The organism is Streptomyces sp. NPDC006265 (assembly GCF_040613555.1).
Classification (GTDB): domain Bacteria; phylum Actinomycetota; class Actinomycetes; order Streptomycetales; family Streptomycetaceae; genus Streptomyces.
In genome coordinates this window covers 1-10425 of the sequence record NZ_JBEXSH010000252.1, presented here as the reverse complement: position 1 = coordinate 10425, position 10425 = coordinate 1, and the positions used below count along the sequence as shown (strand labels likewise).

At 69.7% G+C, this 10425-nt stretch carries 11 protein-coding genes and 3 pseudogenes; 9 read left to right on the top strand and 5 right to left on the bottom strand.

The features are described 5' to 3' along the window. Nucleotides 1-114: 114 nt before the first annotated feature. Nucleotides 115-1035 (bottom strand): hypothetical protein, encoded by a 921-nt coding sequence (locus tag ABZ281_RS21070; RefSeq protein WP_356657576.1) that lies wholly within the window; start codon nucleotides 1033-1035, stop codon nucleotides 115-117. A gap of 346 nt (nucleotides 1036-1381) precedes the next feature. Here ABZ281_RS21070 and ABZ281_RS21065 point away from each other — a divergent pair, with 346 nt between their 5' ends. Further along, nucleotides 1382-1831 carry a spore-associated protein gene (locus ABZ281_RS21065; RefSeq protein ID WP_356657574.1) on the top strand — a complete coding sequence of 150 codons (450 nt, stop codon included), beginning with the start codon at nucleotides 1382-1384 and terminating at the stop codon, nucleotides 1829-1831. A 267-nt stretch (nucleotides 1832-2098) separates the two neighbouring features. Here ABZ281_RS21065 and ABZ281_RS21060 read toward each other — a convergent pair. Both ABZ281_RS21060 and ABZ281_RS21055 read right to left on the bottom strand, forming a co-directional pair. After that, nucleotides 2099-2391 (bottom strand): annotated as a pseudogene (locus ABZ281_RS21060) (IS3 family transposase); the annotation flags it as partial. Between the two features lie 168 nt (nucleotides 2392-2559). Further along, nucleotides 2560-3201 (bottom strand): hypothetical protein, encoded by a 642-nt coding sequence (locus ABZ281_RS21055; protein ID WP_356657572.1) that lies wholly within the window; start codon nucleotides 3199-3201, stop codon nucleotides 2560-2562. Nucleotides 3202-3274: 73 nt separating this feature from the next. On the opposite strand from ABZ281_RS21055, the gene ABZ281_RS21050 reads away from it, so the two are divergent. Continuing rightward, nucleotides 3275-3523, top strand: a complete 249-nt coding sequence (locus ABZ281_RS21050) for a hypothetical protein (RefSeq protein WP_356657570.1) — start codon at nucleotides 3275-3277, stop codon at nucleotides 3521-3523. Between the two features lie 524 nt (nucleotides 3524-4047). Further along, nucleotides 4048-5226, top strand: a complete 1179-nt coding sequence (locus tag ABZ281_RS21045) for a N(5)-(carboxyethyl)ornithine synthase (protein WP_356657568.1) — start codon at nucleotides 4048-4050, stop codon at nucleotides 5224-5226. A 248-nt stretch (nucleotides 5227-5474) separates the two neighbouring features. On the opposite strand, the pseudogene ABZ281_RS21040 reads toward ABZ281_RS21045, so the two are convergent. Beyond that, nucleotides 5475-5996: pseudogene (locus ABZ281_RS21040) on the bottom strand (PP2C family protein-serine/threonine phosphatase); the annotation flags it as partial. Nucleotides 5997-6206: 210 nt separating this feature from the next. Next, a pseudogene (locus tag ABZ281_RS21035) lies at nucleotides 6207-6655 on the bottom strand (DUF5994 family protein). Between the two features lie 396 nt (nucleotides 6656-7051). On the opposite strand from ABZ281_RS21035, the gene ABZ281_RS21030 reads away from it, so the two are divergent. From ABZ281_RS21030 to ABZ281_RS21005, 6 genes are all read left to right on the top strand, one after another. Next, complete coding sequence (locus ABZ281_RS21030; RefSeq protein ID WP_356657566.1) at nucleotides 7052-7303, top strand: hypothetical protein; 252 nt, start codon at nucleotides 7052-7054, stop codon at nucleotides 7301-7303. 156 nt (nucleotides 7304-7459) lie between these two features. Continuing rightward, nucleotides 7460-8011, top strand: coding sequence for a DUF5994 family protein (locus tag ABZ281_RS21025; RefSeq protein WP_356657564.1), 552 nt, complete (start codon nucleotides 7460-7462; stop codon nucleotides 8009-8011). 359 nt (nucleotides 8012-8370) lie between these two features. After that, on the top strand, nucleotides 8371-8718 hold the full coding sequence (locus ABZ281_RS21020) for a hypothetical protein (RefSeq protein ID WP_356657562.1): 348 nt from the start codon (nucleotides 8371-8373) through the stop codon (nucleotides 8716-8718). 147 nt (nucleotides 8719-8865) lie between these two features. Then, entirely contained in the window at nucleotides 8866-9468 is a 603-nt protein-coding gene (locus tag ABZ281_RS21015; RefSeq protein ID WP_356657560.1) for a DUF5994 family protein, read from the top strand. An 11-nt stretch (nucleotides 9469-9479) separates the two neighbouring features. Continuing rightward, nucleotides 9480-9755: a hypothetical protein gene (locus tag ABZ281_RS21010; protein ID WP_356657558.1), complete on the top strand. Its 276-nt coding sequence runs from the start codon at nucleotides 9480-9482 to the stop codon at nucleotides 9753-9755. A 67-nt stretch (nucleotides 9756-9822) separates the two neighbouring features. Further along, nucleotides 9823-10134 (top strand): STAS domain-containing protein, encoded by a 312-nt coding sequence (locus tag ABZ281_RS21005; protein WP_356657556.1) that lies wholly within the window; start codon nucleotides 9823-9825, stop codon nucleotides 10132-10134. Nucleotides 10135-10425: the final 291 nt, after the last annotated feature.

Here is a 10425-nt window from a genome sequence, read left to right as displayed (position 1 = left end):
GTCGCGGACCGCATCTGGGCGCGGCCGGCCGTCACGGTCATCGGCATCGACTGCCCGCCGGTGGTCGGCGCCACCCCGTCGGTGCCGCGCGCCCCCAGCCGGGGCGGACGCCTCTCAGCCCAGGCAGATGACCAGCAGGCAGAGTTCCTTCGGCTCCGAGTCGGCGGGAGACGTCTCGGGCGGGGTGGCCGCCGCGGGCGGGGGTGTCGAAGGGGACGACGGCTGCTGTGCGTCGGAGCCGGACCCGGCGGCCGGCGGCGTCGTCGGTTCGGTGACCTGCGACGCGGACGAACCCGCGGTGCCGGTGCCGGTGGCGGTGTCGACGGTGTCCGTGACGGTCTTCCGCCGGGGCGCGGTCGTCAGCGGCAGCTCTCGGTGTGCGGCGGCCGCGTCCGTACGGGCGTCCGACGGCGTGGTGCGGGGTTCGGCGGCCCGGGGCCGCTGGTGGCGCGAGGCGCGGTCGGAGTGCGAGGGGGTCGTGGGGGTGGACGCGGCGCGTGGGCTGTCGTCCTTGCTCGACGTCGGGCCGGCGTACGTCGGCGCCTCCCCCGCGGCGCCGCCCATGGTCGTGTCCTCCGGCGTCGCGGCCGCCTGCACACCGGGCTTCGCATTGCCGTTCATCGCGGCGACGGTCAGACCTCCTCCCACGAGCGCGACGGCCGTCGCCACCACGGCCCGGCGCTGGTTCTTCTTCCAGCGGGCCATCTGGCGGCGCCGGGCGGCCCGGCCCTGCGGCCGGGCTTCGTAGCCCTCGGCCGTGTCGGTGTCCGGGGCGTCGTCCCCGTCGGACGAGCCGGAGCCGGGGCCCTCCTGCGTGCGCGCGGGGGTCTCGTCCCACACGGTTCTGTCGTGCCAGGGGCCGGTGGCGGCCTGGTAGTCCCAGGCGGCCGGTCCGCCGGGGGCCACGGCGGGCGCGGGGGCCGGGGCGGTACGGCCGCCGATGGCGGAGGGGTCGATGTCCGGGGCGTAGGCGCCGCACCCCGGGCAGACCAAGGCGCCGTTGAGGTGCCGACGGCACGAGGAGCAGTAGTCCATGTGTGGCTTTCCCGATCTGGCTGTTCCGGCGGCTCGCCGGCCGCGCCTGGTCACGTTCGCACGTGGGATCGAGCCGTAACGCTAACGAGACTTTGGAAGGACGGTGTGCAGCCTGTGTGACACCCCTGCACAGATCCTCTGGATCTCGCGTGTGCCATGAGTGGCCGGTGAGTAAGCGAGCCGTAGTCGGGGAACGCTCGGGCACCCGCGGTCACCGCACGGGGCGTTCCGCTTCCGCCGCCCTCAACTCACCTGTTTTTCCTGCGAACTGACGCACAACCCTTTGGATGCCCCGAGGGTCACACCATGCAGGAGCAACCATCTCGAAGAGTTGCAAGGGGGAAATATGCGATTCACCCGTTCCGTCCTGGCCGCGTCCGCCGTGGCGGCGCTGTCCGTGGGCACCATGACCGCCCTGGCATCGCCGGCGTCGGCCGCGCCCAACACCACTCCGCAGAAGGTCTGCGGCAGTGGCTACAAGACGGTCAACTCGGCGACCGTCGGCTCGCTGGGGACCGTCTACCTGACCTACAACGCCTCCAAGGGCCAGAACTGCGTCACGACCATCCGCAACAACCCGGGCAAGGCCGTGAACATGTCCGCCTGGGTCTCGGTTCCGGACACCGAGGAAAGCCACTACGACGAGGGCCTGTTCACGTCGTACGCCGGACCGACGTACGTCTACGGCAAGGGGCACTGCGTGGACTGGGGCGGCAGCATCGCCAACACGTACGTGCAGGTGTACGGCTCCAACTGCGGCTCCCTGAAGGAGCACCGGGTCACCTTCACCCGCTGACCCCCCTCCGGCCGGGCCCCACGGGCGACCGTGGTGGCCCGGCTTCTGCGTGCCGGCCCTACGCCCAGGCCGTCACCGGCACGAACGAGCTGTCCTGCCGGGAACGTTCTGGCACGTCTGAGAACGACTCTGACCTGCACGATAGCCCCGCCACACAGAACCCGGTGCACCTCCCGTGCACAATGGCGACGGCGAACTCGATACGCCGGATGCATCCGCAGATCATGGCTTCTTCGGGACTGCCGCATGATCGGGTGACAGCGGGGTTTATGCAGCCAAGGCTGCGGGTGGGGTCATGATGGTCTCGTACTCGACGGGGTCGATCGGGCCAGGCGTTTCTGCCTCCGGCGTCGGTGGTACGTACGCTCGATCCAGGTGACGATCGCGATCCCCAGCTCCTGGCGGGTGGCCCAGGTACGGCGGTCGAGGACGTTCTTCTGCAGCAGCGCGAAGAAGCTCTCCATGGCCGCGTTGTCGCCGGCCGCACCGACCCGGCCCATTGAGCCGACCAGGTCATGACGTGCGAGCACGGACACGAACTTCCGTGAGCGGAACTGCGCGAGTTCAACCGCTCGTTGCAACATCGGGCTGTTGCAGCGAGCGTAGCTGCTCTTCGAAGACCTCGGCCGGCGATCGGAATGAACAATGCATCCGGCGGCCTGGCCGCGACGGGCCAGTTGCGATGCCGCAGCGCACTGGCAGAGGGTGGCGCAGCTCGCCGCTCCATACTACGCAGCGGCTGCTGCCCCGACCCGAAACCGGGCAGCGCCGGGCGCACAGGACGGCACTTGACCACGAGCATCCTGTACAAGACCAACCATCGTTCCGAGGGCGGAGTCCGCGATGCTCCCTGGGTGGCCATCGCCCCTGTCGTGAACGCCATCCGTGTTCTGGAACGCATCGTTCCCCCAGGGCAGCTGTTGTTCGATCACCACGCCCACGACCTGCGCGGTACCGGCTCCCTCACCGTGCACACCCTGGGCAAATGGGTGGAGGACTTCATCACCTGGGCCAACTACGAGGCAGCCGCGCGCGGCCTGGCCGGTGAGGTCATCCCGCCGGATCCGCACGGGAGGATCGGTACCGAACGATTCCGCAGGAGCCTGGCCTGGCACATCGCCCGCCGCCCGGGTGGCCTGGTCGCGCTCGCGATTCAGTACGGTCATCTTCGGACTTCTGTAGCGGCCGGATACGCCGCGCGCAGCCGGGACGGCATCCACGAGCTCCTCGACGTCGGGACGGCCCGCGCCACCATCGACACCGTCGCTGACCTGAATGCCGCTCTCGAGGACGGCTCGGCGTCTCTGAGCCCACCGCCCGCGGGCCATCAAGGCCGCCGCCACCGCGCCCCAGTACACCGGCAGCGTCATCACCGCCCGGCAGGCCCGCCAGATCCTCGCCAACCCCCACCTGGCCGGCTACGACAATCCCCGCACGCTGCTGATGTGCGTCTACAAGCGCGACAAGACCCTGTGCCATCGCGGCCTCCAGGGCACCCCCAGCCTTGACCAGTGCGTCCCCGCCTGCGCGAACATCGCCCGCACCGATCAGCACGCCACCGGCCTCCGACTCCGCGCCACCTCGCTTGACCAGCAGGCAGGCCGCGTCCCCGGCCCGCTGGACGAACGCCTGCACGATCTCGCCGACGCCCACCACCGCAAGCGCATCAGCCTCCAGAACTGCACCTCATGAGCCCCGCACCCGACGAACGCGACCGTATCCGCGCGGCCATGGGCCGCATCTGCAGGGAACCGCGGAGCATTCCAACGGCGCGCTGACGATCGTCGCCCTGGCCCAGGAAGCCGGCGTGCCGCGCAACGCGCTCACCCAGCGTCACCCGGACCTCAGGAACGACTTCTGGCGAGCCCGATGGCCAAGGCGCTCAACAGCACTTTCAAGGCCGAGCTGATCGAGACAAGGGCCATGGCGGGACTTCGACCAGGTTGAGCGGGCGATCTTCACATTGCTGTTTTCCTCGGGCCGCAGCGTCTTCAGGCCCGCGCGAGCGTCGACCGAGGCCGCGCCCGACAGAGCTGACCAGCACCGGGCGACCCGATCGCCACGGAGACGGATGCCGCCGCCCGGAAGCGCACAGGGCCACGCGTATGTCGCCCGGACCCGGCTCCCGCCCGTGCGCCCGCCCCTGGTCCCGCCCGTCGCGACCGGCTGCCGGACTGCCCCGGTGTGCTAAACAGGGAGCAACCAAAGGTGGCATTTTGCAGCAGCTCACGCTCGGAATCATGTCGCAGACCCGCAAGGAAAACGAGCATCGTCTGCCCGTTCACCCCGCTCATTTCGACCGCATCGACCCCGGTCTCCGCAAGCGCATCTACCTCCAGGAAAACTACGGAAAGCATTTCGGCGTCCCAGACAGCCAGCTCGCCCCGCTCGTCGCGGGCTTCCGCACGCGCGAGGAACTCATCGCCGGCTGCGATGTCATCCTGCTGGCCAAACCACTCCCCGAAGACCTGGCGGAACTGCGCGAGGGGCAGGTCTTGTGGGGCTGGCCGCACTGTGTCCAGGACGAGAGGCTCACCCAGACCGCCATCGACCGGCGGCTGACTTTGATCGCCTTCGAAGCGATGAACCACTGGAACCGCAGCGGCGCCTTCAACCTGCACGTCTTCCACAAGAACAACGAGCTGGCCGGGTACTGCTCGGTCCTGCACGCCATGCAGCTGACCGGCGTGACAGGCGACTACGGTCGGCGGCAGCGCGCCGTCGTCATCGGCTTCGGCGCGACCGCCCGCGGCGCAGTGACCGCGCTCAGCGCCCTGGGCGTGCACGACGTCGACGTGCTCACGGCGCGTGGCGTCACCGCCGTCAGCTCCCCCATCCACTCCGCGCGGATCGTCCACTTCGACCACGACAAAGCCGACGACACCCTCGACCCGCGACGCAGTGTCGCCCTCACCGAGGACGGCCCGCTGCCGCTGGCCGAGTTCCTCGCCGGGCACGACATCATCGTCAACTGCGTGCTGCAGGACACCGACGCGCCGCTGATGTTCCTGATAGACGAGGACCTGCCCAAGCTGGCCCCCGGCACCCTGGTCATCGACGTCTCCTGCGACGAGGGCATGGGCTTCGACTGGGCCCGCCCCACCACCTTCACCGACCCGATGTTCACCGTCGGCGACCACGTCAGGTACTACGGGGTGGACCACAGCCCCTCCTACCTGTGGAACTCCGCGACCTGGGAGAACAGCGAGGCCCTCCTGCCATATCTGGACGTCGTGCTCCAGGGCCCCGACGGCTGGGACACCGACGACACGATCCGGCACGCCATCGAGATCCGCCGCGGCGTCGTCCAAAACCCCAGGGTGCTTGCCTTCCAGCACCGCACCGCGGAGTACCCGCACGCCCACGAGGAGACCCGGGCGGCGTCGCGGCCGTAGCGGCGGGGCATCCGGCATTCAGTCGACCTCCGACCGCCGTCCCGAGCCGCCGCGCGCCGGCGTCGATCGCCGCCTTCCATGCCGGGCCGCAGGGCAGACACCGTGTCGGAGACTTCGCCGCACAGGTGCTTGACCTCCAGGTAGGTGCGGTTCCGCTCGGTGACGGCAGCGGCGGACACCAGCGCGGTGAGTGCCGTGGCGGTGTTGAACGCCACGGCACCCGTCGAGGTCAGGGGGCGTGCCTTCGCTCATTCCAGGACGGCGAGGTGATCGGCGGCACCTCCCCACCACTCGATGAGGAACAGAGTCGCATCATCGCTGGTGCGGCCCCCACGTTCCCTCTTCAGGGCGCGGGAGAGCCAGAGCCCGTCTGCACGTACTCCTCCCTCAGTGCGTGCGATGCGGTTGATGCAGGCGATGAGCCGTTCTTCGCCGAACGGCTCTCCCCCTGCGTCGCGCTCCTCGATCAGGCCATCGGTGTAGCACAGCAACCGGGCGCCGGGCTGGAGTGTGCATTCACTGATCTGAGGAGGGGCGCCGCCGAAGCCGACGGGCAGGGTGGTCGGGCCTTCCAGCGTCCGGGCGACGCGACGGTTGCGGATCAGCAGTGGGGCGGGATGGCCGGCGTTGACCCATTGCAGGTGGCCGTTGACGATGTCGAGATCCGTCATCTGCGCGGTGACGAAGTGGTCCGGCCCGAACTGCTCGGCGATGGCCTGGTCCATGAACGCGTACTTCTCGGCGAGGCTGATGCCGCTGCGTCTGGCGTGCCAGGAACAGCCCCATGCGTCCCTGCCTGGAATCGCCGGATTCAGCAGAGCATCGTGGGGATGTGACCGCTGTGGTCACTGCCTTGGCCGCCAGTGCCCTGCTGATCCTGGTCCGAGCTCGCGGCACAGATCAGCTCCGGCGCCTTCGACAGCACGGTCATCCCGGCACCGGCACCGGACTGGCACAACGGCCGCCTCGGCCGACCGGCGTCAAGTCTTCGGCACTGCCCGGTCGGTACCGGTGTCGATGAGGATCTGTTCGGCTTGCGTGATGTTGTCGGCGCGGACGGCTTCGGCCATCGCGGTACGTGCCGCCTCGGGCGTCGCGTGCGGGGGATGACGAGGAGGGAGAAGTGGTCCTGATCGCCCCTGGTGACGAGAACGGTGTCGTCGCCGACAGGGAAGGAGTCGATGTGGACGACGCGGTCGTCGACGGGCAGTCGCGTCGGCAGCGCGTCCCAGGCTCCGGCGTCCACGCCGACGCGCGTGACCGGCCCGAGGTACTCGGTCAGTGCGGAGATCAGGGCGGGAAGCTCGGCTGCGATATCACGGGAGCACGGCCACCACGCACCGTCGAGAACGCCCCGCCGGTCATGCGTGGTCTGTAGCCGTACGATAGCCGTCCCCGGCTTCACCGCCTGGTGGACGGCGTCCGGCAGGAACCCAGTGCCGCGGCAGGCAACGTTTGCCCGTTGAGGAGCGGCGTCCGGTGCGTGCTCTCGGCGTGCCGGCCGGAAGCCCTCGTACTGGACGTACTCGGGGTTTCGTCCGGTGCGGCAAGTGGGGGCACCCCCTGCTCGAGCGGAGTCGAGAGCGCGGGGGAGCGTGCCGGGCGTCGTGACGGGGCGAACGTTGCCTGCCGCGGCACTAGTCACACGCGGGGAGCCGGGGGTCGGCCATGACACTCGCTGTCTGTGAGAGATATGGAGTGACTTCCGCGTGTCACGGTACTCCGCGGCCCGCAGCAGTCGGAGAGCTCGCTGGTCACACAGGCTGGAGTAGGGTGAAAGATCCGGTCCACGGATCCATGCCCGAGGGGCAATCGCGAGGTCGTCATGCAGCCCAAGGAAAATCCCCCGGACGGACACGCCGACGTACGTATCATCGCCGCCTCCCCCGAGGTCGCCCGTCGGGTCGCGGAAGTTCTCCGTCACTGCTTCGCCACCACAGAACAGCGCAGCTACCCCGCGGACGCCGCGGGAGGGACACGCCTCCAGCTCACCGTGGACACCACCAGCGCGGCAGAACCGGCGCGGCCCTGGCTGGAGACCAGCCGCTCGTCGGGCAAGGACGGCCGCCGGAAGTGAGGGTATCTCCGGGAGCGGTCCGTTCGGCCTCTTCGGGGAGTAGCGTGAACTCATCGGGAGCACTTCGCGCACCGGCCCCGATACCGGTGTCGTTCCTGGTGAGCAACGGCACCGGGCAACTGTTCACGCGCAGGGGTTCGGAGACGGGTTCGCACGATGTCCGCGATCACCGACCATCCCTCGCCGCGCGCCGTGCCCTTCAGGGCCCCGACCGCACGCCTCGCCCTCAAAACCGTGAGCCCCTCCCCGGGACAGGTCGAGCTGGACGGCGCCTGGTGGCCCCGCTCCCGTGACCTCAGCGACGAACTCCCCGGGCTGGCCGACGTACTGGACCCGCTGTGGGGGCGGATCACCCGTATCGCTGTCAACCCCCGCTACTGGCCGATCATCCCGCAACGAATTTTCGTCAACGGCCATGTGGTGAAGGTCGGTTGGTTCACCTCGGAGCTGGACCCGCACAAGATCCTGCTGCTGTCCGGAACGTCGGGCCGCTGGGACCTCCTGGTGATTCCCCCGGAGACCACCGCCCCCTCGGCCGCCCGGCTGATGGTCAGCGCGAGCGCGAGCACCGCCCCGCAGTCGACCGCGACCGCTCTCATGACGGCGGAACAGGTCGACGCCCCCTCCACATCGCACGACGCCGACACCCAACGGCCCGACCGGCCGGCGGCGGGGATGCGGGCATGTGCGCCACCGCCCCGGCCGTAGCGAGGCGGCCCGGATCGCTACGGCCACCGCGTTGACACGGACCGTCGCCGGACGCGGAAAGGCCGCACGATGCCGGGCCATGCAACTCCGGAACGCACGGCGGAGCTTTCCGCCATTCCGCCTCGCCCAGTCCCCACGAGAACCCACCCACCGGACAACAACGAGGCCACCATGATCGTTGCACGGAGCATCAGAAACCAGGCGCAAACGATGAAGGGCAGGATCGCGGAAGAGCTCGGCCGGGTCACCCGCAACAGGCGACTGCAACGCCGAGGCAGGAACGACCGCGTCTGCGGAAGCCTGAAACAGGCTGTCGAGAAGACCAAGGACGCCGTCAGGCGGAACGGAAGCGACCCCCGATGATGTACGACCAGACACGCGCCCGGCAGTCCGCCGGCCAGACTCCGGGCCCGGCCGGACGCCGCAGCCCGAGCCCGGAGCCGCTGCTCCCGTCGGACGAACAGGACAAGATCGCCCAGCGCCTCCGGCACGCCCTCAACACCTTCGCCGACACCCCGCTCGAGGCGCTGGAAGAGGCCGAGAGCGCCTATGACGAAGCCACCGCACAGCTCGTGAACGCCCTCGCGGAACGACGGCGTCTCCTTCACGCCCACTGGCACGACCAGAACCCCGATGCACAGTCCGACGAACTTCGGCACGCACTGAGGCAGTACCGGGAAATCACCCAGAGACTGCTCCACCTCTAGGCGGCCACTACTCCGCGTCGCGGCCGAGCGCGGAGTAGTGTCGACAGTACCGAGGGCATTTCGCACACCGGCTTCCACGCCGGGTCGTTCTCGGCGAGAGATGAAACCCGGGCCGCCGCAGAGGCGGCCCGGAGACGGGTCCGCATCATGTCGGCGACCTTGAACCCAATCCTGGCGCACCCCGAGCCCGTCGCAGCCCCGGCCGCGCGTCTCGCCCTGAAGACCGACGGCGCCTCCCGTGGACTCCTGGATGGTGCCTGGTGGCCCCGCTCCCGGGATCTGCTGAGCGAACTGCCCGCGCTGACCGACGTGTTGGACCCCTTGTGGGGTCGCATCACGCGCATCGCCATCAACCCGAAGTGCTGGCCGGTCATCCCGCGCCAGGTTCCCGTGGACGGCCACATCGTCAAGGTCGGCTGGTTCACCCCGGAGATCGACCCGCACAAGCTGCTGCTCCTCTCCTACGGCACCGGCCGCTGGGACCTGCTGGTCATCCCGCCCGAGACCGGGGCGGAGTCGGCGGCCCGGCTGATGGCTGCCGCGTCCGACTACGACGGCCTGCCCCTGACCGCGAGCGCGCTCATCGCCGCGGACGCCCGGCACGGCGTCGCCGCGACCGACGAGCCACTGGAACCGGACGAGGCGTGGGAGTACGAGGGTGGCGCCTGCGCGGTGTCCGCGGCCGTCCCGCACCAGCCTGGTCCGCCCTGTCGGGCCAGTCGGCCCAGCCGCCTGATCGTCGGTATGTGAGGCGGGCCGCCATGAACGCCTTCCTGACCGTCGCCGCCTTCATCGTCCTCATCGCAGCAGCGGCATACGTGATTCACCGGCTCAACATCCAGCACGCCGACAGAATCGCCGTACACCGCTACAGCGCCGACCCGCCCGGCCGCCGCGGACGCGGCACGCCGCTACCCCCGGCGGAACCCGGTCGGTCCGAGTCGCCGACCTTCGGCGAACGACGAGACCACCGCGACGGGGGCCGTGGCCGCTTCCCGCCGCGCCGCCGACGCAGCCGTACCACCCACCACAGGTGACCAACCGGTTTCCGTCACCAGGCCATCGATCTGGGAGTAGCGGCCAGGGCCCATGAACCGAGGCATCATGACTCTTCCACAGCTGAACATCTACCGGCACGACCGGGGCACGCGAGCACTGATCACCCTGGCCGGCGAGATCGACCCGGTCACCGCGCCCCAGGTGCGGACCGCCCTGGAGCGGTGCCTGTATGACGGCATCACCACCATCGACGTCGACCTGACCACCGTCGACCTCTGCGACACCAGCGGCCTGCGCGTCTTCCTCGACGCATCGCGGCACGCCGCCGAGACCCACACGTCCCTGCGACTGCACTACCCGTCCCCGCAGACCGCACGACTCCTCACGGACACCGGCTCCGATCGAGTGCTCCTCTGACGAACCGGACCGGCCGGAACAGCGGTGAGGTGGTCGGGCGCGTGCTGTGGGAGCTGCCTGCCCTTCAACGGGCTCCCGACGTGGAGGCCCGCTGCCGGAAGGCCGCCGGGACCGCACCCGTGAGCTTCGACGTAGGGATCGCGGCGGGGCGCAGCCATCACCTGCGAATGGTCCCAGGGCCTGACGGACTCACTCTCTACCTCACGGACATCACGAAAAGCGGCGCGGCGAGGCCGCGCGTGCCGCCGCCGAGCGAGCCGCTTCCGAGCGCTCGGCCAGGATCGCCGAACT

Bases quoted from the DNA above. Each gene is read 5' to 3' on its own strand.
- ABZ281_RS21010 (WP_356657558.1), top strand. From the start codon at position 9,480: ATGAACGCCTTCCTGACCGTCGCCGCCTTCATCGTCCTCATCGCAGCA.
- ABZ281_RS21005 (WP_356657556.1), top strand. From the start codon at position 9,823: ATGACTCTTCCACAGCTGAACATCTACCGGCACGACCGGGGCACGCGA.
- ABZ281_RS21055 (WP_356657572.1), bottom strand. From the start codon at position 3,201: ATGACGCTGCCGGTGTACTGGGGCGCGGTGGCGGCGGCCTTGATGGCC.
- ABZ281_RS21070 (WP_356657576.1), bottom strand. From the start codon at position 1,035: ATGGACTACTGCTCCTCGTGCCGTCGGCACCTCAACGGCGCCTTGGTC.
- ABZ281_RS21050 (WP_356657570.1), top strand. From the start codon at position 3,275: ATGTGCGTCTACAAGCGCGACAAGACCCTGTGCCATCGCGGCCTCCAG.
- ABZ281_RS21025 (WP_356657564.1), top strand. From the start codon at position 7,460: ATGTCCGCGATCACCGACCATCCCTCGCCGCGCGCCGTGCCCTTCAGG.
- ABZ281_RS21065 (WP_356657574.1), top strand. From the start codon at position 1,382: ATGCGATTCACCCGTTCCGTCCTGGCCGCGTCCGCCGTGGCGGCGCTG.
- ABZ281_RS21020 (WP_356657562.1), top strand. From the start codon at position 8,371: ATGATGTACGACCAGACACGCGCCCGGCAGTCCGCCGGCCAGACTCCG.
- ABZ281_RS21015 (WP_356657560.1), top strand. From the start codon at position 8,866: ATGTCGGCGACCTTGAACCCAATCCTGGCGCACCCCGAGCCCGTCGCA.
- ABZ281_RS21030 (WP_356657566.1), top strand. From the start codon at position 7,052: ATGCAGCCCAAGGAAAATCCCCCGGACGGACACGCCGACGTACGTATC.